The organism is Ochrobactrum sp. XJ1 (assembly GCF_024701725.1).
Classification (GTDB): Bacteria; Pseudomonadota; Alphaproteobacteria; order Rhizobiales; family Rhizobiaceae; genus Brucella; species Brucella anthropi.
The window spans coordinates 37848-63865 of record NZ_VDGD01000013.1 but is presented as its reverse complement, the minus strand read 5'-3'; the positions used below and the strand labels follow the sequence as shown (position 1 = coordinate 63865).

The window sequence follows — 26018 nt, the reverse complement described above, 5'->3', positions numbered from 1 at the left end:
TCCTTATCTCGGCACCTGACCGATAATCCACTGGTTCCCCTGCTTGTTGTTACACATCATGCAGCGGAGCCGGTTTCTCAAGGAGCCAAGGTAGGTTCTCTTGCCCCATTTGTGCTGCAAACTCCATCGATCAACCCAGGCTGTATGCTCACACTTCTGGCACCAGGCGCCGAGCGCAATGTAACCCTCGATATCGTTGAAGGTCTTATTCTCCGGTTGATCGAGAGTGCCGATATATTTGATACCGCCTTTCGGGACGAGCGGAGGAGTCTTGCAGGTGTGGTTCATAACAATGCCCTACACCAAGAACATTAAGAGAACAAATCACATCTTGCAAATGATGGACAGATAGGATCCAGAACTGTTTTTCCGGTTCGGTGAAGGTACAACCTGAATCCGAATAATATTTGAAAACCGTCCTTCAGTTTCTTCAAAACTCTCCAAGTAAATCGTTAAAAATAAAGGCTAATCTCTTTGAGGTATTTATCCAATTAGGGGTTGCATCATTTTAAAAATGCGCTTTAGATAATCCTATTCTGATGAACCAAGTCAGAGCAGAGAACCAGAAAGAGGATCTCCGCGGCGCATTTCGAGAAACACCCACTCTCAAATTCGGCACGTTTAATCATCGGAATAGCCCTCGTCTGCCCGGCCAAGCAGGCGGGGGCTTCATTCTCCGCAAACCAGATTGGCAATAACAAAATGGCATCTCCCCAAAACGCAGCATCCGGCCCGGATATGGCGACAATCAAGGCTGCACTGACACCCGACTTTCATTCCCGTGCTGCCTATATCGGTCAGGTCTACCAGACTGAATCCGTCGTCATTATCACTGAGGACGGCACCGTTTTTGAAAAGACCGTGTCTTTTCCGGTGTCCTGGGATAGTATCTCGAAAATGCTCGAGATTATTAAGGAGCGAGCAGGGATATAAATCCTGAAAACCAACGAGTAATAAACATGGCCTATAAACGCAAAGCTGACGATAATCAGATCATTGAACTGAACAGCATCGGCCTCTCGCTCTCCGGTATCGGAGATCGGCTGGATATCCATCCTACAACCGTTGCCCAAAGGCTCAAGGTTCTCGGGATCGATCCGGCAGATACGAGACGGGCGTTTATGGAAGATATATTCGAGAAGCTGACATTGCAGCAGCAGGACTGGTTGACCAGTCAGCTCAGTGCCGGGCGCTCAGTTAAGGACTTTGTGCGGCTCCTGATCGTCAACGAATTCGTCAGTCAGAAGCGGACAGGATTATCGGGATAATCTTAACCGATTATTGAGAAAATACCTTGACAATAATAATTAAAAATAACAAGCATTCTCGATATTAAGAGCCTAACTGATTCTCGTGATGAAACCCACAGGAGTACACAATGAGTAACGAAGCAGTGGAAGGAGTGCCTCTGGCACCAACCCCACGTCTAGTCTTCGATAAACCCGTCGAAGAACCAGAGACCGGATCGGAGATCCAGGAACCTGAAATCTATCGCGATATCCGGGAACCCGTGAAGAGTGAGACTGAAGACCAGGTCGAGGCTCCGGCTTCGGATATGTCGGAAGATCTCGAGGTTTCACCGGAACTGGATGATCTTTCGGTCGACGAGCTGAAGAAGCATCAGGAGGAAGTCGAACGCAAGATCCGCGAGAAGCAGGAAGCTGAAAAGCGTGCTGTCATCGACCAGATCATCGATGTCGTCAAAACCTATGACATCTCGGTCGAAGAGCTTGTCGATGCGCTCGGTGGCATGAAGATCAAGCGCAAGGGCGTCAAGGCAGTCCAGAAGTATCGTGACCCCGTCACAGGGGCAACCTGGTCGGGCCGGGGCAAGGAACCCGCCTGGATCCGCAACAAGGACCGCAAGGACTTCCTTGTTGACGATACCGAAGAATAAGCACCCTCATGAAGCGGTGCATAGCAAGCCCCGGTCAAAAGCCGGGGTTTTCTATGCTCAACGGAATGGTTCCCATGACAGACAAATATAATCTGAACCAGGGCCAGCAGGACGCAGCCGATGCGTTCATGAACTTTCTGTTCAGTCCTGACAAGGAATTCATCATCTCGGGCGCTGCCGGTGTCGGCAAGACCTATCTGATGAACTATATCATCGACCAGACACTGCCGCGCTACTTCGATATGTGCGAGCTGATGGGCATGAAACCCGAATACGATGAGGTCGTCATGACGGCGACAACGCACAAGGCTGCAGATGTTCTGGGCCAAAGCGTCAATCGTCCGACCTCGACCGTCCATTCGTTCTTCAACCTCAAGGTCCAGAACGACTTCACTAACGGCGGAACCAGGCTCACCCAGGGCAAGCAGTGGAAGATCCACCAGCGCAAGATCATCTTCGTCGACGAGTCCTCGATGATCGATACCGAGCTGTGGCGCATGCTCCACGACGGAACCATGAACTGCAAGCTTGTCTATGTAGGCGATCGTCATCAATTGGCACCGGTCCAGGAAGACCTGTCGCCAATCTACAAGCATCATGCCCCAATGGTCGAACTGACTCAGCCGGTCAGAAATGCCGGTTCACCGGACCTGATGCATATCTGTGACCAACTGCGCCAGACAGTCGAGACCGGTGTCTTCAAGCCGATCCGGATTGTTCCTGGTGTTATCGACCTACTCGACAACAACCAGATGCAGGCCGAGATCAGCCATCGATTCAGCCAGCAAACCCATGCTTCCCGCATCTTGGCTTACACCAACAAACGTGTGATTCAATATAACGATCACATCAGGCAGATCCGTACCCTCCCCGATACCTATACCGTCGGGGAATATCTGGTCACGAGCTCGATGGTTCACACAAAACAGGGTCAGATCGCCGTCGAGCAGGAGCTGGAGGTTATTGCCAACAGCGGTCCCCAGAAGCTCATGATCGACAAGGAACACGATGTCGAGCTCGATGTGAACTTCCTCGATCTGCAGGATTCGTTTGGCGAGGTGTGGCGCAGGGTGCCGGTCATGACAGACCGCACGCATTACGATGCGCTGACCAAATATTACAAGGGAGAGAAGAACTGGGAGCGCTTCTATTACCTGAAAGACTACATCGCAGATTTGAGACCACGTGATGCTGCAACCGTGCACAAGGCACAGGGCAGCACCTACGACACGGTCTTCATCGATCTTGGCAACATCAGCACCTGCAATTTCGCGAACCAGGCTGCCCGGATGCTCTATGTGGCGTTTTCCCGGGCTCGATCACAGATCTTCCTGTTCGGAAATCTCGCAGACAAATACGGAGGTCTGATCCTCCCGTAAGGAGGTTCCATGGCCAGTATTGTCGGGACAACCAGCAATTCCCGCCGTCTCTTCGATAACGTGAAATCAATCGTCGGGCTGCTCTTTGAAAAAGAGGAGCAGCAACTTGTCCGACGCGAACTGGAGATGGTCAGCAAGAACACAGCCCTTGGCGGATCTCCGGACGGGTTCCGCTATCTGGGAATGATCTTTTCCCATCTCACCGGCCGATCCAGAACGATGGGCCAGTACAAGCCTCTGCACCCTTCCCTGGTTCCTGAAATGGCATCGATATCCACCGAGCGTAAAGTACTCGATGCTGATCGTGCCAAGACCACACAGGCTCTCAGCCTGGTTCTGAAGGATGCCAGATCATTTCAGGACATGCGGGATGCACTTCCCAATTGTCTCAGGGACATCGTTCCCGAACTCCGGGACTACGAGCGCACCCGGCCTGAAGCTTTTACGCTTGCAGATAATCCCCGGTCGTATAATCAATATAATAAACTAAAAGACAAAATTGATTATTACGCGGCAGCTCGTCTGCTTTATTGAGATAATGCATTTCTATTATCGACAGGTTTCAAGGGTCGGGCTCACTGGCTCCCCCAACCAGGACACGGCTCGCCGCGGAAGAGCTGCCCGCCCCTTGTGACCTGTCGTAAGGAACACGCCATGCGGTATTTGACCTTCAGTCCGCAAGAGAATGCCAGCTATAAAATCTGCATTCTCGTCAATGACATCCGCAAGGATGAAATCAAGCGGGCCTATATCGAACCCTATGGTCTCGATCCAAACGAGATCATCGTGATCAGTCTCCACCAGACACCGGGCAAGAAGAAAACCCCGGCTGCAGAACAGAAGGCATATATCATAGAGGAGCTGGCCCCGACGCTCAATGATCTGGGCGTGGAACTTCTCCTTGTCGCTGACGGTGAATATTTCAAGACATTCACCAGGTCAGCAAAAGTCGACGCCGTGGTCGGCTATATGCTCGATACGGAATATGGCCCCTGGAAGGTTGCCTATGTTCCGAACTATCGCACGCTCTTCTATGATCCGGTTGCAGTCACCCAGCGCATTGCAGCAGGTGTCAATGCCCTGAAATGCTGGATGGACGGCACCTATCTGGATCCAGGCTGCGATATCATCAAATTTGCTGCCTATCCCGAGACAATCGGAGAAATCCGCGACTGGCTTGAACAACTACTCGAGATGGACTGCGATTTGACGATCGACATCGAGGGTTTCTCGCTCAAGCATTATGATGCAGGTCTCGGCACAATCACTTTCTGCTGGTCGAAGAGCGAGGGTATCGCCTTCCCCATCGACATCCTTGATGATGAGGAACACTCCCGTCAAGTGCGTGTCCTGCTCAGAACATTCTTCGAGATGTTCCAGCGCCGGGCGATCTATCATTACATCTCTTATGACGTCTATGTGCTGATTTATCAGCTATTCATGGACAATCTCCAGGATAATGAGGGCCTGCTTCATGGGCTCGATGTGATGTTGCGCAACTGGGAAGACACGAAGCTCATCACCTATCTGGCAACCAACTCTTGTGCCGGTAATGATCTTTCCCTGAAGATCCAGGCTCAGGAATATGCTGGCAATTATGCCGTGGAAGAAATCAAGGACATTCGCAAGATCCCGCTGCCGCAACTGCTGCAGTACAATCTGGTCGATGGCCTTTCTACCTGGTTCACTTATGAAAAGCACTGGGACACAATGGTCCGGGACCAGCAGCTGGAGATCTATCAGACGATCTTCAAGCCTGCGATCAAGGACATCATCCAGATGCAACTCACCGGCATGCCGCTTGATATCGAGCAGGTCAGGCTGGTCAACTCGGCTCTCGAGGGGATTTCAGAAGATGCCTTGCAGCGCATGAACAGCCTGCCAATCATCGAGAAATTCAACTATATGCGCCTTGAATCCTATACGAACCAGAAGAATTCGGAATGGGTCAAGAAGCGCATGACCATTCAGGAGATGGCCGACGCTGCGAAGGAAAACGAGAATATCCGCAAGGAGATCACGTTCAATCCGAACAGCGGACCACAGCTCCAGACGTTGCTCTACGATGTGTTGCAGCTGCCAGTCATCGATCGGACCGACACCAAACAACCGGCAACCGGTGGCAAAACCCTCAAGAAGCTGGTCAACCACACCCAGGATCCAGACGTAAAAGCTTTGCTTGAAGCGCTCATGGATTACATGGCGGTTGGAACCATCCTGTCGAACTTCATGCCAACGTTCCTGAATGCCATTCAGGGACCGGATGGTCATCACTGGATCTATGGCTTCTTCAACCTTGGTGGCACCGTCTCCGGACGCCTGTCATCGAGTGGACCGAACCTGCAGAATATCCCGGCCAACGTCGAAATGGTCATTTCTGAATGGCTCATGACGAAATTCGGACATATCCTTGAACCATACGTCAAGGATGGAAAACTCAGCCTCGGCAAGCTCATCAAGAGCTGTTTCGTGGCACCGAAGGGTTGGTTCTTCTGCGGCATCGACTTTGCATCACTAGAAGACCGTATCTCGGCACTGACGACCAAGGATCCAAACAAGCTGAAAGTCTACACCGATGGCTATGACGGCCACTCTCTGCGTGCCGTCAGCTATTTCGGTGACCAGATGCCGGACATCGATCCGAATTCAGTACAAAGCATCAACCAGCTTGCCATCAAGGGCCACAAATACGGCCATCTCCGGCAGGATTCCAAGACACCGACATTCCTGCTCACCTATGGTGGCACCTATATCGGCATCATGGAGCAGCTTGGCTGGACCAAGGAAAAGGCCCAGTCGGTCGAGACCCGTTATCACGAGCTCTACAAGGTCTCGGATGACTGGGTCAAAGCCAGGCTGCAGCAGGCGACCCAGACCGGCTATGTGACAGTTGCCTTCGGGCTTAGGGTCAGGACGCCATTGTTACGCCAGGTCGTTCTCGGTAATTCCAAGACACCCTTTGCTGCTGAAGCAGAGGGACGGACAGCCGGCAATGCCATGGGACAATCGTGGTGCCTGCTTAATTCAAGAGCCGGTTCCGAGTTCATGGCAAAGGTCCGAACAAGCGAGTTTCGTCATGACATCAAGCCCTGTGCTCAGATTCATGACGCTAACTATGTGCTCGTCCGTGACAATATCGATGCCCTGCTCTTCGCCAATACCCATCTGGTGATGGCATGTGAATGGCAGAATCATCCCGATATCTGGCATCCCGACGTCAAGCTCGGCGGTGAGTTCTCGATCTTCTATCCTGACTGGTCCAAGGAAGCCGTACTTCCGAACCATGCAAAGGCAGAAGATGTGTTCGCCGTCTTCAGCAAACATATCGAAAAGCTTGCTGCATAGAACCAGATAAGCCGGGGAATCCTCTTTTCCGGCTTCTTTCCCCGGTCATACCGGGGGAATGGGCACTAGCGAAAAAACCAGCATGGTTTAAGAGTCAGATTAACACTGGCTCACCGCCGAAATAATCCAGAACCGAAACTCTTATTAATCCTGATTCATATTGAATCCGGAACGGGACCGATTATGCAAAAAATCGACAATTCCTCCGAAGAATACCTCTACCAGCACCACTGGCTGTTCTGCGGCGAGGTCTTCACCCAGGGCCGTGGCGAGACCATGACCTACGGAACCAAGTTCAATGTGCTGATCCGCACCGAGACGCAGGTCATCACCAAGGATGAGATCGACCGTGCCCAGAAGCTGATGCTGCAGCGTCTGCTGCTCGAGCGTCCGCCACGCAAGAACCACCGCATCGTCGACTGTTACATGGCCAATATCTGCTACCTGGGTCTCATGAACAAGATCCAGTTCGATGGCAGTATCGCCGCCAATGTCGATGATCTGGCCCCTGAAACGCCACAGGTGCACTGATGAATGCACCTGTCGCAAATCAGGAATTCAAGGCTGATGGTGGCAAGCTCCGACCTACTCTTCTGTTCAAGGGCATGCCTCGTGCACTGCTGCTTGTTATTGCGGTGCTGGCATACGGCGAACAGAAATATGAAGCCCACTCCTGGAAGCGTGTCGAAGGTGAACGCTACGAGGATGCCAAGCTCCGGCACATGCTGGAGGTTATGGCCGATCTCGGCATCACCGATGATGAGAGTGGTCTGCTTCATCTGGCTCATGAGGCTTGCAACGCCCTCTTTCTGCTGGAGCAGGCGGCAGCTGCACTGTCACCGAACGAGTTCCGGGAGCTGTTGCGTTTCAACCCGCCTCCTCTCGGCCATAAGCAGAAATAATCCTTCGGGATTTTCTAGATACCTTCACAAACCATTATCTTAGGATTATGGTCAATATCCCTGATTAGGTATTTTTGAAAATCCCAAACCATTTTCTCTGAGGTTTATATTATGCGACTGACCAACATTCACAGCTTGTCGCTGCCGTTGGCGGTATGGCTGCTCACCGACGAGTACGACTATATCAACGAGCCCAATTACATTTCTGCCACCAGTTTGCTGAAAAGCACACGTCAGCTGGTTCTCGCCCGTCGGGTGGACCAGGAAGAACGTGAACTGGATATCTCCGCCTTCCTCGCTTCCCGAATGGGAACTGCCATTCACGATTCCATCGAGAAATCATGGACCTCGAACGGCACCCAGGCGATGAAGAAGCTCGGTTATCCCGATCACATCGCCGATAATATCGTGGTCAATCCGACCCAGGAACAGCTTGCTGCCAACCCGAACACGATCCCGGTGTGGATGGAACAGCGGGCCATGCGCAAGATCGTTGTCGACGGTCAGGAATTCACCATTGGCGGCAAGTTCGACATGGTGCTCGATGGCCGCCTCTTCGATGCCAAATCTACATCGGTCTATTCCTACCTTCTGGGTCGGAAAGACACCGATTACTCGATGCAGGGCAGCATCTATCGCTGGCTCAATCCCGAGCTCATCACATCGGACCATATCTATATCCAGTTCATCTTCACGGACTGGCAGAAGGCCCGGGCTCGCAACGACGCCAATTATCCACAGACCAAGGCGCTGGAATATCCGGTCGAGATGCTTTCGGTGGAAGATACCGAAGCTTTCATCCGGTCCAAGATCCGGGAAATCATCAAGTACCGGAACGCTCCTGACGAGCAGATCCCATACTGCAACGACAAGGAGCTCTGGCGCGGTGAGACGGTGTATAAATATTACGCCGATCCCAACAAGACAGACGGACGAGCCACCAAGAACTTCGACGACAAGGCTGAAGCCTTCGCTCACCTTGCAGCGAAGGGGAACAAGGGCGTTGTTCTGGCTGTGGTAGGCGACGCACGAGCCTGCGAGTTCTGCCCTGCCTTCAACGTCTGCAAGCAGAAGGATCAGTTCTTTGTCGCTCCCTGACCTTTCAACCGTCAAGCATCATCCTGCCGTGCAGGAAATCGTCGATATCCTGTGTTCCAAGACCCAGAAGCTCGACCGTGGTTTCTTCCAGGCGGAAGTGGCCTACTTCCTCGGCAAGATGGCATCGATGATGCGAGCCACAATCGTCACCAAGGACCGGGGTGAAATCCCGGTCAACATCTATGCCCTGGCTCTCGCCACCTCCGGTTTCGGCAAGGGTCTCTCCGTTGCGGTCATCGAGCAGGAATTCCTCAAGGATTTCCGTGACCGCTTCATGGAGGATACACTTCCGGTCATTGCCGAACAGAACATGTGGACGATCGCCAACAAGCGGGCCGGTTATTCCGGCAAGGATCCACAGGAGGAATTCGACAAGCTGGAGAAATCCTACCGGTCTGCAGGTGCATTCCCATTCACCTTCGACAGCGGTACTCCGCCAGCCGTCAAGCAGCTCAGACAGAAACTGCTTCTGGCTGCTGCAGGTTCAATCAATCTGCAGATCGATGAAATCGGTTCCAACCTGATCGGTGCCACCGACGTCCTCAACCTCTTCCTGGAGCTCTATGATCTGGGTCTGGTCAAGCAGAAGCTGACCAAGAACACGGTCGAGAACCAGCGCGAGGAAGAACTCGATGGCAAGACACCGACCAACATGCTCCTGTTCGGGACACCGTCAGCGCTCTTCGGCGGCGGACAGGTCGAGGACCAGTTCTACCAGTTCCTCGAAACCGGCTATGCCCGTCGCTGTATCTTCGGCTATGGTCATGAGAACCAGACCGCATCGGAAATGTCTGCAACAGAGCTTTACACGCTTCTGACGCAGCCATCGCACAATGCCACGATCCAGCGCTGGGCACATCACTTCTACAATCTGGCAGATCCGGCCATCTTCGGCTGGAAAATGGAAATGCCGGACGATGTTGCCATCGAGCTTCTTGCCTATCGCCTCACATGTGAGAAGGCAGCCAAACAACTGCCGGAGCACGAGGAGATCAAGAAATCGGAAATGTCCCATCGCTATTTCAAGACATTGAAACTGGCAGGGGCCTTTGCCTTCATCGATGGTTCCACCGAAGTCGAGATGACCCATCTGCATTCGGCCATGAAACTGATCGAGGAATCCGGAAAGTCATTCCAGACCATCCTCAATCGTGAAAAAGCCTATGAAAAGCTGGCCAAGTACATTGCCGGCGTCAATGCAGACCTGACCCATGCTGATCTCAACCAGGCCCTGCCCTTCTACAAGCAGAGCCAGGCAGCACGAAACGAGATGATGACCCTTGCAACCGCATGGGGATATAAGAACCACATCATCATCAAGAAGTCGTTCGTCGACAATATCGAGCTCTTCCGGGGTGAAGCCCTGAAGGAGACCGATCTTGGCAAGATGACCGTCGCCTATTCGGACCACTGGGCCTACAACTATCTGGATGAGCAGGTTCCTTTCGAGAAGCTGCATATCCTGACCCAGGCGCCGGGAATGCACTGGGCCAATCACCAGTTCAAGAATGGGCACCGGGCTGAAGAGAATGTCATCCCCGGTTTCAACCTGGTCGTCATCGATGTCGATGGCGGGATCTCGCTCGCAGCAGTTCACGAGCTGATGCGGGATTACAAGTTCCTGACCTATACAACGAAGCGACACACACCGGATGAACACCGGTTCCGTCTGATCCTGCCCACCAACTATTTCCTCGAGCTCGATCAGGCCGAATACAAGGAGTTCATGAACGGCATCATGAAATGGCTGCCGTTCAACACGGATGAGTCAGCGAACCAGCGAGCCAAGAAATGGCAGAGCTTCGAAGGAGGCACCTACCATTACAATCTCGATGGCGAGCTCCTCGATGTGCTGGACTTCATTCCCAAGACCAGCCGTAACGACCAGCACAAGCAGCATTATCAGGCCCTGGAATCCCTGGACAACCTGGAACGCTGGTTCGCTGGACGTATCGCCACCGGAAACCGCAACAACCAGATGATCAAATATGCCCTGTGTCTCGTCGATGCAGGCTGGGATCTGGCTTCGGTGAAGGAACGGGTGCACGCCTTCAACAAGATGCTGAAGGATCCGATCTCCGAAAACGAGATCGACAGTACCATCATGCGGACTGTTGCGCAGAAATACCAGCAGGCGGCCTGAGTTAATCAGGCTGCTCTTCTGCGGGCTCGAAAATCCTCACTAATCGAGAGAGACAATGGACGAGAAAATCAATGAGCAGCTGGTGCTGATCTCGGGTGAATCGGCATCCGGTAAATCTGCCAGCCTGCGTCAGATCCCGAACCAGGAACGATGGATGTACCTGAACTGCGAAAGCGGCAAGCGTCTTCCATTCCGCAATGGCTACAAGACCTACAAGATCACCGATCCCTACCAGGTCTATGAAGGTTTCGATCACGCCACGGCCAATCCCAAGGACTGGGACGGCATCATTGTCGATACCGTCACGTTCCTGATGGATATGTACGAAAGCACATACATCATCGGCTCGGCCAATTCCCAGAAAGCCTGGGGCGACTATGCACAGTTCTTCAAGAACCTGATGCAGGACAAGGTCGTCAACTTTGGCAAACCGGTCCTCATTCTCGGTCATACCCGTTCTGAGCTCAACGAAGCCAAGCATCAGATGGAAACCGCTGTTCCGGTCAAGGGATCGCTGAAAAACAACGGTGTCGAGGCATATTTCTCGACCGTGGTCTCGACCAAGAAAGTCCCGATCGTGGAACTGGAGAAATACGGTTCCAAGCTCCTGACGATCACCGAGGAAGAACGTGAACTCGGCTTCAAGCACGTCTTCCAGACCCGCCTCACCAAGCAGACTGTCGGCGAACGTATTCGCTCTCCTATGGGGATGTTCTCCAAGGAAGAAACGTACATCGACAACGATGCATGGTCTCTCCTGGGTCACCTTCATCAATATTACCAGGGCTAGTCCCTGGCTCCATCCTTCGGCTCAACAAAGAGGAAACATCTATGAGCTCTGTATTTGGAAATCTGACCACTGAAGGTCTCGAGGAATCCCAGGATCGTCTCGGCGGCTTCCGTGTTCTGGAATCCGGACCTTACAAAATCACCATCCATGCGGCTTATGCCGGCAAAGCTGCTAATTCGAACGCCCAAAGCGTGACGATCATCGGCAAGCTGGAAGACGACACCGAATATCGTGAAACCTTCTGGATCACCAACAAGAATGGTGAAAACTGGTTCCAGGACAAAAACGATCCGAAGAAGAAGGTGCCGCTCCCGGGCTTCACCATCATCGACGATCTCTGCCTGATGACCACCGACAAACCTCTTGCAGCGCAGGATGCTGAAGACAAGGTCGTGAATGTCTACGATCCGGACCAGAAGAAGGAACTGCCGAAATCGGTTCCGATGCTGGTTGGTCTGCTCGGCAAGGAAGCCGTGCTCGGGATCCTGAAGGAGACCCGCAACAAGCAGGTCAAAAATGATGCCGGCGATTACGTCGACACTGCCGACAGCCGTGACGAGAATGTCACCGACAAGGTTTTCCACCATCCGTCTCACTTGACGGTGCCTGAAGCCCGCAAACAGATCCAGACTGCTGCTTTCTACGGTTCCTGGGTCGAACGCAACAAGGGCCAGACCCGTGATCGTCGTTCGATCAAGGATGGTCAGGGCGGCCAGGCAGGTCGTTCCGGTCGTCCAGGCACACCTCCAAAGGCAGGTGAAACGGCAGCCAAGACCTCGTCCCTGTTCGGAAACAGCTAACCGGAGGTCTTCACATGAAGATCCCCGTTCTCGGCATGGACCCCAGCTTGCGTAGCTGGGGTCTCGCTGAAGCCACACTGGATCTGGAAACCGGCGTGCTAACTACTCCTCAGCTGACCCTGATTCAGACAGTGGATCCAGCGGGAAAGCAGGTTCGTCAGAATTCCAAAGACCTGTCTCTGGCAGAACAGCTGGCCGGACCGGTCATGTCTGCCTCCAGACGAGCGAAAGTCATCTTTGTAGAGGTTCCAGTTGGTTCGCAATCGGCACGGGCTATGGCCAGTTACGGGGTATGTGTTGGCGTTCTCGGTGCTGTTCGGGCTCTTGGTATTCCTCTGATCGAGGTCACTGCCACAGAATCCAAACTGATCATGACAAATGATCGCAATGCCACCAAGCGCCAGATGATCGATGCAGCCGTTGGCTACTATCCTGAAGCCAACTGGCCGCTGCATCAGGGCAAGATCCCCGACAAGGCGGAACATGTGGCCGACGCCATCGCCTCCATCCATTCGGGCGTGAGAACGCCTGTATTTCAAAATCTTATGCGTCTGTTCGCTGAGGTATAACCAATGCAGATTATTCTTACAGAACGTGATGTGGCGAATGCGATTGCCGCTTTCATTCACAACCGGTTTATCCCGGACGAAAACACCGATATTTTGATCGACCTCAACCTGGTCAAAGCTGTGGTTAACTTCGTTCCATCCAATCCCGATGAGGCAGATGACGATGATGACCAGACGGTCGATGCGGACAATGCAGCCCTGGCATCCGATCAGGCGCCGAAGCGTCGTAAGCGTCGAACCAAGCCTGAAGCAGAAGCTGATGCAACTGTTGCTGCAGCTGAAGCCAAGGCAGAAGAAGCACCGGAACCAGTTGAAAATACTGTGACCGAACCACCGGAAGAAAAGCCCTGGAAAGAGGAACCAGTAGAAGCTGGAACCGAAGAACCGGCTTTTACCGAAGCTGCTCAGACTGTGGGCAGCGACTCGTCTTCGACCTCGCAGGAGACCCCTATTGCGGATACTGCGCCGTCGCCGACTGAATCTCTTGATGGTTTGTCCAACGAAAAGCTTCAGGCACAAGTTGACGCTGTCAAAGCAGCCAAAGCTTCGCCATCGATCTTCCCGAATGTCGGCTCGTCTGCTCCTGAACTCCCCAAGGTTGAACCGGCAGTGGCTGCCAAGTCCCTGTTCGCCAATCTGGTGAAGCCGACGGCTCATTAAACGATGGCTCTCTTCAAGGCGCTCCTTCTGGGAGCGCTCGTCACCGCGGCATTCTTCCTGTTCGTCGTATGGATCCTCCCGATCCTGACATTCCTGGCCATTTTTGCCGGTGTCACGATCGTCGCATACGGCGTCATGAAAGCCGACCAACAACGAAACCGGGATCCCCCTTGAGGGGATCTCATCTCCCGATTGGCTTATCGAGAGGCAGACCCAGACCTGGGGTGAATATGAGAAAGGCGACTAGCTATCGCTGGAACCATGGGATCTCACAGGTACGAAGCAACCGATCGAGCTAGCTAAGGCGGCCTTCGTCGTAAGTATGGCTGTCTCGCGATAAACCAATCCAATAATCATCAAGGTGAATTCGATGACGACGCTTCCAGACCTCGTGGGTAAACACATGCTTGATGCTGTGGATTTTACTAATGAAAAGACATCCGATGACGATTGGTGTGAAGACAGCCAGGTATGCCGATTCCGGCTCGATGACGTGACCTATAAGGCCATCGAAGATCCTGATGATGGTTACCGAAGCCATCTCAAAGAACTTGTTCTGGACCCAAATGCGAAGATGAACAACGTCTTCCCGGCCGTTCTGGTTGTCGCGGAAATGAAACCAGAGAAACCAGACAAAGAAGCCTGGGAACACGACCGAACGCACGACATTCTTATCTTCAAGGATGCACTGACCGGCCTGCCTGTTTTGGAAATCGGCACCGACAATACCGATGATTATTATCCAAGCTTTGTCGCTAACTTCAGTCCTCAGAACATGGCCATCAACCATCTGATGGGTGAAGTTATCTTCGGTGGAGAGGAGCCAAGTGAATGAATCTCTACCACTGGTCCCGAGCCACGTGCCTGAAAAACTATCGTACCGGCGACATCATCGTCATGGCCGAAAGCGTCGAGGAAGCTCGTCAAAAAGTGCGAGACAATGTCGATGAATTCCTGAAGGAGCATAGATCCTGGTGGTTCCTCGGGGACAATCTCGATGAATATTGCCGGGAAGAATACAAGGATTTCATGGGCATGCTCGAGTTCGATATCACTCTGAAGCCCGATATCATCGCATCCGGCACCGTCTTTATTACCGGTTCTGAATAGGAATTGCTGAGGTTTTTGACCGCGTCCCCTCAGCATGCGCAGCCAGCAGGTCGCTAACAGCTGGCAGTGGATCCCTGTCAGACTCCTCGACGGGGTGCATCCACAGACAAGAGAGACCGGAGTTGCCACTCTGGTCTCTTTTCTTATCTCAGTACCCGCCCCTGCGAACCTGTTTCAGCATTTCCATGGTCTGCGCATTGATCGCCTGGTTATTGGCTGCGATCTGCGAGGACACGGCAGCATTTTGCTGTGCTGCTACGATCTGGTTCGTCTGGTACATCTGCAGCTGCTGGTCAGTCAGAGCCGGACGCATTTCCGTCGGCTTGCCCTGCGCCGTATGACACCAGATAACAGGCTTGGTCTTGTTGGACTTGAACTGGGTACAGGCTGGATCACCAGCCATATAATAATGTCCGTCAATAAAAGTGGGCGATGCAGTTTGGGAACAACCGGCTACGACCAGCGCTCCAAGCAAAAGCCAGCTACGTTTCATGATATCCCCTCCGCCTCTGGACAGGATATTGCTAACGCAGCTGGCTCTATCTCGTCAACGGATCATATTGATCCATGGATTGAGACCGAAACTGTGCAGTCCCATGCTCGGGCCGATGGAATAACCAAGCCGTCCGTCATTGAGCACCGACAGGAAGTTGTCGCTGGTCGCCAGGCCGATATCCCCGATGATGGGAACAGGCGGCAGGGCAGACATCAGAAGCGAACGCACCGGATTGTTGCGGATCGTATGTGCTGCTTCCTTCATGATGCGGAGCTTGTAGTTCCAGAACCACAGGAGGCCCATGCTTTCCAGATACTGGCGCGAACGGCCGGCGAGACGGTTATAGTTGACGAATGCCTCGCTCACCTGGGCAATGGCTTCTTCTGACTTCACCTTCTTGCGTGACGTCAGATGGTCATAGAGCACCGCCTTGGCGATGAAATCACCATATTGAACCGAACGGGCCAGTCCCTGATAAAGCGACGTGTCACGGGTGATCAGCGCATAGCGGGCAACCGTGCTGAACGGACCGGGAAGTGCAGCTGCCTTCTGTTCGATCCAGTCGGTCCACTTGCCATCGGCAAGTGCCAGATCTTCTGCTGTCACCTGCCCTGTCGAGATTGCCGAAAACTCACCGGCCTCGATCAATGGCCAGATGCTCATGCGACGATAGCTGTCCTGCAGTGAGCGCAGTTCGGTCTGGATCTGACGGATCCTGCCGAAATTACGGTCACCTTTGGCCACACGCAGATCGGCTTCGAGATCGATCTCCCGGGCCCGGCGCTTGATATAGGCATTGATCTCTGCGGTCTTGCCACCCATTCCCTTGATCACAGTGCGCACCGGCACACCCCGGTTGACGAGCTGGAACATGTTGGAAATCAGGTTGGCAGCCGGAACGATGACAGACTTCACCACGATGCGCTGCTTGGCGGCACCGATGAATTCCTGCACGTTCTTCTCCAGACCGACCAGGATCGGATAGGCTTTCTTGCCAAGTGCACCGGTAGCAATCAGGGCAAACTCGTTGGCGATCTTCGGATTGAAACGGGTTTGGCCAGTGAACATGTCACCGACAGAAGCCTGTCTCGTGCCAAAAGTATCGAGCAACAGATCCCGGCGAACCCAAAAATTGTCACGTCCAAACTTGGACTGAATATAGTCCCGTGACTGGTTCGGGATCAGCTTTGCTGCCTCGACCAGAACCGGATCATCCTTGGAACCAAGTGCACCGATATTGACGAATTCCTTCGTGCGACCGGTCTTCTGAGCCTCTTCCCACATGGCATGGGTCTTGTCGACCAGTTCCTTGTTGAGCTCGAGACCAAGATATTCTTCTGCCTGACGACCACGCCAGACACCGAGCATCTTCGACAGATCGGTGGAACGGTTGAGACCGGAGAGCTTCTCCACATCGGCAGCACGCTCATAGGCAACAACTTTGCCGGCCGCATCGAAGACAGGCAGCAGGTTCTCCCGTGTCTTTGTCTGGTGTGGCAGCATGTTCGATACCGACTGGATAATCCGCGGATCCTCGATACGGCCACCCTGGATCTCACCGATCGTGTAACCGGTTTGTGGATCCACACCGGATGCCGTCTGGTGCACCGTCTGCATGATACCCTGGCTGAAAGGCGCTGTGCCGGAGACCGGTGCAAAATAATAAGAGCGGGATCCAAGCGAACGGTCTGCAGAGGAACCAGTGTAAGGAGCAATCTTCTTATATCCACGCAGGATCCGCTTCGCCTGGTCACTGTCCGATGCAATGATCAGCGAACCACCCTGCTGCGCTTCCGATGGAATGGCACCCTTGTAATGGTTGAAAAGAGCAATCGTGTTGCCCTTCACCTTGTCCATTTCTTCTGCCCGCTGGCCAACCAGATAGTTGGTCACATAGTTGAGGCCGCCTGGTTCATTGCGGATCAGGTCGGAAACCACATCCCTGGTTCCCTGATCAAGCGACTGCAGCGCATAGAGCGATACCAGACGATCAATATTGAGAACGTGCTGCGGATCCGGATTGCTGAGGCGAACCATGCCACGAACATTAAGGAGACGGGCAATGGCTTCTGCATTGCGCAGGAGTTCTGCACCATGCTCACCGGTATTGAGATAGTTGGCAAGCTGCTTCGACTTCTCGAAGATCTTGACCGAGCGCACTGGTTCTGCCGTGCGAATGGCACTTTCCAGTGACTGGATCTCGGAATTGAGACGTGCCTGGCTCGAGATCATCTCAAGCGCACCGCTGACACCGAACGGGCCGACCAGCGATGCCAGATCGGTCTTGCCGAGCGTGCGGAACATGGCTGTCCATTGTTCTGCCGTGACCGGCTTCTTGAACTCACGGGCAAGTTTCTTCGGCAACTCCTCACGGAACTGCTGGCGTGTCTGCTGGACGGCAGCACGAACCTTGGAAATCATATCCCAGATCGGGGCGTTTTCCTTGGTGCGGCTGATGACGTCATTCATCAGCGCCCGGACTGTCTCAAGACCCTTCTGGCGGTTCATCCAGCTCGTCAAACCGAGCGCTGCCTGTTCGGCACTCTGCTCGTTGATCATATGTGCTGCAAAGTTCACCAGCGCTGCACTGGCTTTCACGGTACGGCTCTTGCTGGTGCGCAGGATCTCACCGGACTTTTCGATAACCTTTTCGGATTTCTCCTGGATCTGGGCTGCAACATACTCATCGAGTTTCGATAGACCGCCTTCGGCCTGCTGCTCGATATAGGCACGCTGGTCACCGACATTGTCGATCATGGCGCCCATCAGACGATCGAGCGCTGCCTGGACATTCAGGTCAGTAGATTTTTCACCAGACATGGTCATCGAGAGCCGGTCCATCCCGGCATTGCCGAGATTTTCCAGCCAGGCATCAAGCGTGCCTTCCTTGTTCTGTTCGCTCTTCGGCTTTTCTATTTTCGAGAGCACATCACGGAACTGGTCCGACACCATAGACAGAGCCAGGAAAGATGACATCAGGGTCGAGCGACCATGCTTGTCGGTCTTGGAATTATAGAGACCCATCAGCGCATTGTACTTTTCCAGTGCCTGATGCTCGTCGTTTGGATCATTCGGATTGTCATTGAGACGGAAATCCGACCAGTCGAGCTTGTCGATGACATGGGTATAGAGCTCCTCGATACGCGAGAGCGCATTCGGGTTGAGCTCGATATCAGCCATCAGCGCATGCAGAACCATGGAGAAAGTAGACTTCTGCTGCATGGTCGACATGTCGGGGAAGTAATAGGCAAAGGTTGCCGTCAGATCATCGGCATCCTTCTGGATCGCTTCCGCCTCGTTGTTACGGGCATTGCGCTGGACATTCCCGACCGGAGATCCGTCACCACGCAGATGAGCAACCAGTTTCTGGCCAAGCTTCTGGCGGATATCGGAGAGACGGTCATTCGATCCGAAGACCGGCGACTGGAACAGGGCAACCGCATCGAAATCTTCCTGCAGGTTTTCCACTGCCGAGCGGGACGCCATAATGACACGGGTGTTGAAACGCAGGTTCGACAGGATCGTATCACCGACACGTGGACCTTTTCTGGTTCCCCAGATGAGAGCCTTCAGAGCTTTCAGTGCATCGCCGACAATCCGGAACAGCGGGTTCTGGACCTTTGCCTTGGAAGCGAGATCAGCCAGCGTCTGGTTCGACAGAACCCAGGCCATGAACTCATTAATGGCCTGCGCCTTCTCGTTCTGGGCCAGCTTTTCACGCACAATGTTCTGCGCATGCGCTGCTGTCTGATAGGCTGAATGTTCATCAAGACTGTAATCCTGATCCAGCCATTCGCTCATCAAACCCTCGGTCCGCTGCACGGCTTCCAGGGTTTCCGTGTTCACACTCTTTGGATCGGACACAGCCTTGTTGACCGTCAGGAAGGTCGAGGCGTGCACCAGCTCATGTGTGAGCGTTTCCGCTGAAACATTTGAAATCGTGATGTAATTTCCAACCGGAACATATTTGCCGAGATAGGCGCTGTTCGGCTGGAAGACATCTGGATGATAAGCCTGCTCCCAGGCATCGAGCTGTTCATTGGAACCAATAACCAGGCGGATCCCGCTGTCAGCCAGAACCTTCGATGCATGGAGAACCATCTCACGCTGGACAGGCGTGAATGCCTTCAGGAAGCGGATCTGTCCGATCTCTTTGGCTCCAATGACACGGGCACCCGATTCATCGATAGAACCAAGAGAGGCAAATTCCTCCAGCATTTCCGGGCTGTTACGCTCGATGGTCGGTTCCTGCCGGGATTCACGCAGCTCGTTCCACAGTTCCAGACGACGGGCTTCCATCGCTGCTGCAATGTCTTCATAGGATGCATCTGCTGCGAGCTCGACCGAACCAGGATTGGAGAACGGGCTTTCTGCCGAGGCCATCTGGTCAACCGAGAGCGGGAACTCTGCATAAACCTTGCGACGAATATCGGTATCGTCGGCAGCAAACTTCAGGGCATCCAGAGCAGTTTCCATATAGGCCCTCGCCTCTTCGGCGCTGACCCGCTGGCCGCTGTCGAGATTGCGCTTGTTGAAATAGCTCTGCGACAGTTCGCTAATGGTCTGCACCTGCAGATCGCTGATCTCGCCTTCCGGGAACAGCTGCGAGACCGGATCGTTGCGCAGAAATGCAGCAAAGCTTTCATAGGCCGCACGGACCGGATTGCCATTCTTGGTCCAGGTTTCGAAGACAGACTGGTTCATGCGACGGGAATATTCGTCGATCATATCTGCAGGCATATTGGTGCCGTCGAAGACCTGGGTCGTCCTGCTGGTCATCTCCTCGTCCTGCAGGGAGTTAAGCTGCATCTGGCCGTCACCCGAACCAACCGTCAGGGTTGGAACCGAGGACACACCGGCAAGGGTTGCACCATAGATCAGACCCGGTGTACGCATGTCACCGGTCAGCGAACCGGCAAAGCTGTCCGGCAGATGAACCTTGTAGGTCTCATCACCGATCTTGATCTCGGTGGTTTCAAACAGTTCTGCCTTCTCGCCACCAGCAAGGAAATAGCTCTGCGAACCAGTCTCGATTAATGGAGAATATGGTTTCAGATTATTAAGAATATCATTTACTTCATTTTCAGATAATACGTCACCACGAGCATAGCCGTATTTCTCCGGATCCGACTGCTTCAGGGCAAGGCGTGCTGCATAAGCCTGGTTGAACATCCCTTTCAGGATGATCGACTGGATCTGCGTTGCCTGCTGGATTGCATCCGTGGTTCCGGAAACATGCTGGGTCACTTCCTGCGCGATAGCATTGCGCATCGGGGTCACCAGCATGCGAAGTGCATTTTCCTGCAGGGCCTTGAACTGCTTTGGCGCCAGCTGGAAATCGGACGGATTGCCGGAGATACCTTGCGGATCGCCAGCAAGGAAATAGCCGTTCTTGCCCTTGGCAAGTGTCACCGATGTCAGATGTGCAAGATCCTCGATGAAGGATCCCTGCCCGTCCTGATAGACGAGATCACCGACTGGCGTCTGGGTCTGCAGGGATTCCGACATTTTTTCATAGATCGTGCTGACCAGTTCACCGACCACCTTGCCAGCAATGCCGTTGGCACCGGAACCATAGATGGTGATCGTCAACGGGTTCTTGGTGAGACCACGCTTGATGGTGATCTCGCCGGTCTGGCTGTCCATGACGACATTGGTATCGAGTGCAGCAAGGAACCGCTTGAAGATATCGAAATGCTGGCCGGCCTCCTTGCTGTCAGCATGAAGGGCTGCACCGAGCGCTGCAATCTCACGTTCGGTTGTCGAGGCACCGGCCTGATAAAGATCAGCTGCATCTTCTGCATAATGGCTATTGAGCGACTTATTCTGGCGACCGAAGAAGGCGCCACCCTTGGCGACAGTCTTGAGCCACTGCGAGGTAATGGCACCCGATGCCATGATCATCAGCGCATTGATCGGACCATTGGTCTTGCCGTCGGCTTCCAGATAGTTCGATGTTTCAAAGTGACTCAAATCCTGGCCACGATCCCTGGCATTCTCGTATTTTGCGAGAGCCAAAAGGGAATGAATGCCATGGTTCGAGAGACCTGCATCGACCATCAGATTAAGAAGATCACCGGAAACCGTTGTGTTCCGGGCATTCTCACGCCGCAATGACCATTCCTTCAGGGCATCGAGCAATGGACGCAGCTTGCCGTCAGCGGCCATGGCCGTCTTCTCGACGGCAGCCACCACTTCAAAACGAGTCACTTTTTCCGGTTTGACCCCGGTCTGGTCGGCAATACCCTGACCGACCGTCATCATGAAACGGTTATAGCTGTCACTGCCCGGCACCGACAGATCAAGCGTCGACTTCGTTGCCATGAAAATCTCACGGGCATTCTTATCCGCCTGCGGTGTGCTGAGACCCACTTGCTGGATACGGCCAAGCTTGTTCCACTGATGCTTGTAATAGGAGCCAACTTCCTCGATCGGAATGCCCTGCGCTGCTGCATGCGCATTGATGGCTTCCATCTGCGCCGTCACATTCTCGAACGAATTGACGAACGAGCGCTGGCGTCCCTGGATCGAGGCCCAGTGACCCTTGTTGAGACCGACTTCGGTATGGGTCTTGTTCAGGTCACCATGCTGATACATACGACCGCTCATCAGCGAGACATAACGATCCCGGCCAATAGCCTGGATGAAATCATGCACCAGCGTGTTCGGCAGATAGGCTGTCTTCTGCGCATTGGCGAGTGCCTTCTTCACCATCGGTGTAGCGCTGACCATCGGATTACGCAGCTGCGAACCATCGACCTCGTTAACCGGAGCGCCAATCGAGACGCCCTGACGTTCCCGATCAATGAGCGCCATGTCACCCAGGAGCTCACTGGTTCCATTGAGCGAATTCAGGAATTCCTGCGTCTCTTCGGATCTTGTATCGAACCAGACACGGCCAAAGGTCTTGTCACCGAATGCCTGGACGGTTCCGGTCGACAACAATCCAACTTCCTCGAATGCATGCAGGATCTCGGCAGCAACAGCTTCACGTACACCCTGGACATAGTTGTCGGGCGTATTGCTGTCCGGACGCATGCCCCAGAACTTCTCGATATTGAGCGCCAGATCACGACGAGCCTGGCTCAGAGAAATACCGCGATTGAACTCGTTGATGTGATCATCCGAGATCTCGCTTTCCGAAACACCGGTCAGCTCTGCCAGTTTCTGGCGATCCAATGGAACAGCACGGCTGGAAGCATTGAGCACCCAGTCGAGCGAACCGATGACAGCCGTCTGGATCAGCTCGGGATTATAGCCGTATTTGTTGCCGATCTTCTGAACCAGGTTGAGGGCAAGACGATCACGATTGCCGAGAATACGGGCATCGCCCTGCTCGATCCGGTCCTGGACCGTGGCACCGGACTTCTTGTCATAGACCTTCGACAGTACCGACGAGAGACGCTTGTTCATATGCTCCAGCATCGGAACAGCGTAATCTTTCAGGAGCCGGCGATAATTACCGACATCGTCTGCAGTCACGTCATAGCGGTCACCGATGCGGTCCCCGCCCATGAACTGCAGCATCAGTTCGGAATCACCCAGCATCTGATAGAAATTGTTCATCGGACGCATCAGGCGCCCCATGCGCGAGACAGCCTTCTTCGGCAGCACATAGGCTTTATGGAAGAAGTTCGAACCAGAAGGCTGGACCAGATCGGGATAGACTTCCGAGACCGACAGGTCAGACGGACCGTTCTCATCAACCGCATCGATAGCGTCGATGATCTGCTCATCTTCACCAGATGGTTCGGTCACCGGTTCAACTGATGGCTCGACCGGAACATCAACAGGAGCTTCCGGCTCTATTACTTCAACTGGATCACTTGACGTGTTCTTCACCGGTTCGGTAGAAACCGTGACGCTGTCTTCCTCCGCCGAGGACTCAGTCACCGTTTCCCTGGCCGGTGGAGATGGCGGAAGAGGAAGCTCCATCTGATCAGTGTCGTCGGCCACCTGTGGTGTGGTAGCTCCAGAGGGCTCGACGGCTTCGGTCGATGTCGAGCTTCCTCTTTTATTATCTTGATTAACTTCATGATTATCTGAGTTAATATTAACTTGATTATCAAGAGCTAGAGCAGGCACGTCTACGGGACGGATACCGAACTCGGGAAACTGACTGGCATAATCATTAGCAAGGCGAACCAGACCCATTGCTTCTGCATGGATCTTGCGGGCCGTGCGGATCGAGGATTCCGTGCCCGGATTAAAGAACACCGAGAAATAATCATCCGGTTTCAGCCAGCCATCAGGACCATAGGATTGATAGGACACACGCTTGCGATCGCCATTGCGGATCGCCTGGTTCATCGCCTTGACCTTGTTGATCTGCGAACGGGCAAACATCGCCAGATGCTGGACACGCTGACGGGTCAGGGTTGGATTGCCTGACGCAATCGCCTGGTTGATACCCGAAACATGCTGCTGCATCGACAGCTGGTGCGCCTTGGCTCCACCTTCAGATTCAATCTGGCGGCCGACAAAGTCGAGCTGTTCGTCACTGAACTGCGTCTCGTCCAGTTCACCTTGCAGTTCATCAGCCTGGTCCTGCAGCATGCCCGGTTCCGGTGCACGCATCTGTGCCTCATAGACACGGGCAGCATCTTTCAGGGAAATGGCAGAACGCAGCATGCGACGGCGTTCCGGCGAGAGATCAATGGTTCCCTCATCAGCCTGTGCCAGCACCTGTGCTGCAACATTCGGATTAACCGCCTGTGGGGCAACCTCCGCCATATTGACGGTGTTGGTCACGATACGCTGGCCCTGCGGAGACTGCATGTCGATCGTGGCAAGATCCACGTCCGGCTGCTGCATCTTTTTCACAGCCCAGTCGAGTGCCTCACGGATCTGCGGATTCTGGCCGATGACCTGCAGGATACGGGCATAATCGTTGAACTGCTGATATTCCTCACGATCATGCGAGACCTTCTCCAGGAACTCAGGCACATCCTCGAGGAACAGCTTTTTATTATCCTCGATGCTCTTCAGGATATAGGAAGCGGCGTCGACACGATCCTGCTGGTTCGCCTTACTGTCATTGGCGACCATGGCAGCTTCTGCCAGCACCTCGAACTTGTTCGGCATCCGGCCCAGTTCATCACGGCGGGCAACCAGTGTCTCGCCGATCTGGTCAGGCAGCGAGACAAGATCGGATTCCTGCAGCTGCGATGCACCGACCACCTTGTTGACATAAGAGTCAACATCCTCGCCTGTGGCTCCATTCTCCTCGGCCATGGTCTTCAGACCTTCGGCAACGACAGGAGCAGTCTCGGCAGCAGTTGCAACCGAGGGAGCCAGAGATTCCGAAGATACCGGAGAGGCTGCTTCCTCCTCTGCCAGAAGTCGCTCACCGCGTTCCTTCAGCTTGCCGATCGGATAGGACACCGTAGCACCGACAGCCTTGGCTGCACCACGCAAAGCCTGACGGGGGGACTGCATGGCAATGGCGGAACCAGCACCAAAGACAGCGCCCTGCACTGTCTGCTCACCGACATCCTCGGCAATGTTCTTGTCCGGATCAGCACCCGATACACGCACACCGAGATTACCTGCCGCCTGTCCGACACCGGACTGGATGGCTTCCTCGGTGAATTCACGACCAGCATCACCAAGCATGCCCCTGACGGTATTGGAACCAAAGGGATTGGTCTCGAAGCGTTCGACCAGCTTGCCGGTGGCAGCTGCGATCGGAGCGGAGACCGAGAGTGCAACAGCACCTGCCCTCGTTGCCAGACGGGTCCGGGCTTCTTCAGGCGAGAAACCGGACTGAACCAGTTCCTGGAAAGCAGGCTGCTTTTCCAGTTCCGACAGAGGCATATCCTGCACTTCCTGGATCGTCTGCACATCATTGCCGCCACCTTCCATGGCAGCGATGGCAAGCGGGAAGGAAGCACTACCGACTTCACTGGCAGCAGAGACACCGGTCCGGGCTGCAATCATACGCTCGACAGCTGCGGCACCAGACGTGATGCCACGGGTCATCGGACCTGCGGCAAGCACGGAACCAACGGCATTGTTGATGCCCTTCTCGACCAGAAACGGATCTTCATAGAGCTGGTTGGCTCCAGACAGGATGCCGCGACCATAGCTGCGAAGAGCTGCTTCCAGTTCCGAACCCTTGGCTTTGTCGGCCTTGAACTTGTCCTGGTTATCGGCATTGTCGAGCTCTGCCCGCATACCGGCGACCTTGTTGCGCTGCTGCCATGCATCGCTGCGCAAGGTATTGGCAAATTCCTCTGCTGCCTTCCCCCATGCAGCATTGCCGGACAGTGCCCGATCCAGAAGTGGACCGGTGAGCACGCCACGCAACAGGAAATCATTGGCGCCATTCAGCCCCTGAACAGCTGCCGATCCGATATCGACCAGACCATCGGTGATATGTGTGCCGACATCACGTGATGCACCGGCCAGTCGACGGACTTCATCGCCACCGGTTGTCAGTGCTGCCATGCGGTTGAAAACATCGGCACCATATTTGCTGTAGAATTCATTCGGATTGAGGGTCTGCCAGTCCTGCTGAACCACATTGCCGGCAGTCTGGTCGTTGCCACGCTCGTTCGACAGCGTATAGGAGGCAATGCCTTCCGGCGTGCTAACCGCTGCTTGGGTCTGGGCAATGCTGCGGCGCAGCTGCTCGGCTTCTGAAATCGGACGATCACCCTTCGGGGTCGAGACAGTCTCCGGTACAACTGGAGCCACGCCAGCAATAAAGGCGTCGAGTGACTGCTCTCGCGGATCGATAATATCAACCATTATTTTATCCGATTATCTAGAAAATATTATGGGGCTTAACAGCCCCATATATTATTGAAAATCGGTGTTAATACCAG

Annotated in this window: 20 protein-coding genes; 17 read left to right on the top strand and 3 right to left on the bottom strand. The window is 53.9% G+C overall.

What is annotated here, in order from left to right:
* Window positions 1-3: 3 nt before the first annotated feature.
* Window positions 4-288 (bottom strand): hypothetical protein, encoded by a 285-nt coding sequence (locus tag FG152_RS21925; protein WP_498988381.1) that lies wholly within the window; start codon window positions 286-288, stop codon window positions 4-6.
* Window positions 289-702: 414 nt separating this feature from the next.
* On the opposite strand from FG152_RS21925, the gene FG152_RS21920 reads away from it, so the two are divergent.
* From FG152_RS21920 to FG152_RS21840, 17 genes are all read left to right on the top strand, one after another.
* On the top strand, window positions 703-933 hold the full coding sequence (locus FG152_RS21920; RefSeq protein ID WP_498988378.1) for a hypothetical protein: 231 nt from the start codon (window positions 703-705) through the stop codon (window positions 931-933).
* Window positions 934-959: 26 nt separating this feature from the next.
* Window positions 960-1268: a helix-turn-helix domain-containing protein gene (locus tag FG152_RS21915; RefSeq protein WP_278556923.1), complete on the top strand. Its 309-nt coding sequence runs from the start codon at window positions 960-962 to the stop codon at window positions 1266-1268.
* A gap of 110 nt (window positions 1269-1378) precedes the next feature.
* Complete coding sequence (locus FG152_RS21910; RefSeq protein WP_278556925.1) at window positions 1379-1897, top strand: H-NS histone family protein; 519 nt, start codon at window positions 1379-1381, stop codon at window positions 1895-1897.
* Between the two features lie 74 nt (window positions 1898-1971).
* Window positions 1972-3276 (top strand): ATP-dependent DNA helicase, encoded by a 1305-nt coding sequence (locus FG152_RS21905; protein ID WP_498988375.1) that lies wholly within the window; start codon window positions 1972-1974, stop codon window positions 3274-3276.
* A gap of 9 nt (window positions 3277-3285) precedes the next feature.
* On the top strand, window positions 3286-3810 hold the full coding sequence (locus tag FG152_RS21900; protein WP_151687949.1) for a hypothetical protein: 525 nt from the start codon (window positions 3286-3288) through the stop codon (window positions 3808-3810).
* A 120-nt stretch (window positions 3811-3930) separates the two neighbouring features.
* Entirely contained in the window at window positions 3931-6621 is a 2691-nt protein-coding gene (locus FG152_RS21895; RefSeq protein ID WP_498988373.1) for a DNA polymerase, read from the top strand.
* 183 nt (window positions 6622-6804) lie between these two features.
* A complete protein-coding gene (locus tag FG152_RS21890; protein ID WP_151687953.1) occupies window positions 6805-7152 on the top strand; it encodes a hypothetical protein in 348 nt (115 codons plus the stop codon).
* The gene (locus FG152_RS21885) at window positions 7152-7523 is read left to right on the top strand and encodes a dATP/dGTP diphosphohydrolase domain-containing protein (protein ID WP_185756037.1); all 372 of its coding nucleotides are present in this window, start codon (window positions 7152-7154) and stop codon (window positions 7521-7523) included. Before FG152_RS21890 ends, FG152_RS21885 begins: the two co-directional genes overlap by 1 nt.
* Window positions 7524-7634: 111 nt before the next feature.
* Window positions 7635-8621 carry a hypothetical protein gene (locus tag FG152_RS21880; protein ID WP_151687955.1) on the top strand — a complete coding sequence of 329 codons (987 nt, stop codon included), beginning with the start codon at window positions 7635-7637 and terminating at the stop codon, window positions 8619-8621.
* Window positions 8608-10764, top strand: a complete 2157-nt coding sequence (locus FG152_RS21875; RefSeq protein ID WP_498988371.1) for a primase C-terminal domain-containing protein — start codon at window positions 8608-8610, stop codon at window positions 10762-10764. Before FG152_RS21880 ends, FG152_RS21875 begins: the two co-directional genes overlap by 14 nt.
* Before the next feature lie 55 nt (window positions 10765-10819).
* Window positions 10820-11554 carry an AAA family ATPase gene (locus FG152_RS21870; RefSeq protein WP_151687959.1) on the top strand — a complete coding sequence of 245 codons (735 nt, stop codon included), beginning with the start codon at window positions 10820-10822 and terminating at the stop codon, window positions 11552-11554.
* Between the two features lie 41 nt (window positions 11555-11595).
* Window positions 11596-12354: a hypothetical protein gene (locus FG152_RS21865; RefSeq protein ID WP_278556942.1), complete on the top strand. Its 759-nt coding sequence runs from the start codon at window positions 11596-11598 to the stop codon at window positions 12352-12354.
* 14 nt (window positions 12355-12368) lie between these two features.
* Window positions 12369-12923 (top strand): RuvC family protein, encoded by a 555-nt coding sequence (locus FG152_RS21860; protein WP_278556944.1) that lies wholly within the window; start codon window positions 12369-12371, stop codon window positions 12921-12923.
* A 3-nt stretch (window positions 12924-12926) separates the two neighbouring features.
* Window positions 12927-13583: a hypothetical protein gene (locus FG152_RS21855; protein ID WP_498988368.1), complete on the top strand. Its 657-nt coding sequence runs from the start codon at window positions 12927-12929 to the stop codon at window positions 13581-13583.
* 3 nt (window positions 13584-13586) lie between these two features.
* Window positions 13587-13757: a hypothetical protein gene (locus FG152_RS21850; RefSeq protein WP_185756036.1), complete on the top strand. Its 171-nt coding sequence runs from the start codon at window positions 13587-13589 to the stop codon at window positions 13755-13757.
* A 196-nt stretch (window positions 13758-13953) separates the two neighbouring features.
* Window positions 13954-14418: a hypothetical protein gene (locus tag FG152_RS21845; RefSeq protein ID WP_498988365.1), complete on the top strand. Its 465-nt coding sequence runs from the start codon at window positions 13954-13956 to the stop codon at window positions 14416-14418.
* The gene (locus tag FG152_RS21840; RefSeq protein ID WP_498988364.1) at window positions 14415-14693 is read left to right on the top strand and encodes a hypothetical protein; all 279 of its coding nucleotides are present in this window, start codon (window positions 14415-14417) and stop codon (window positions 14691-14693) included. The genes FG152_RS21845 and FG152_RS21840 overlap by 4 nt, the downstream gene beginning before the upstream one ends.
* 148 nt (window positions 14694-14841) lie before the next feature.
* Here the strand turns inward: FG152_RS21840 and FG152_RS21835 are convergent, their stop codons facing one another.
* Complete coding sequence (locus FG152_RS21835) at window positions 14842-15186, bottom strand: hypothetical protein (RefSeq protein WP_498988361.1); 345 nt, start codon at window positions 15184-15186, stop codon at window positions 14842-14844.
* A 54-nt stretch (window positions 15187-15240) separates the two neighbouring features.
* On the bottom strand, window positions 15241-25941 hold the full coding sequence (locus FG152_RS21830; protein WP_498988359.1) for a hypothetical protein: 10701 nt from the start codon (window positions 25939-25941) through the stop codon (window positions 15241-15243).
* Window positions 25942-26018 lie beyond the last annotated feature (77 nt).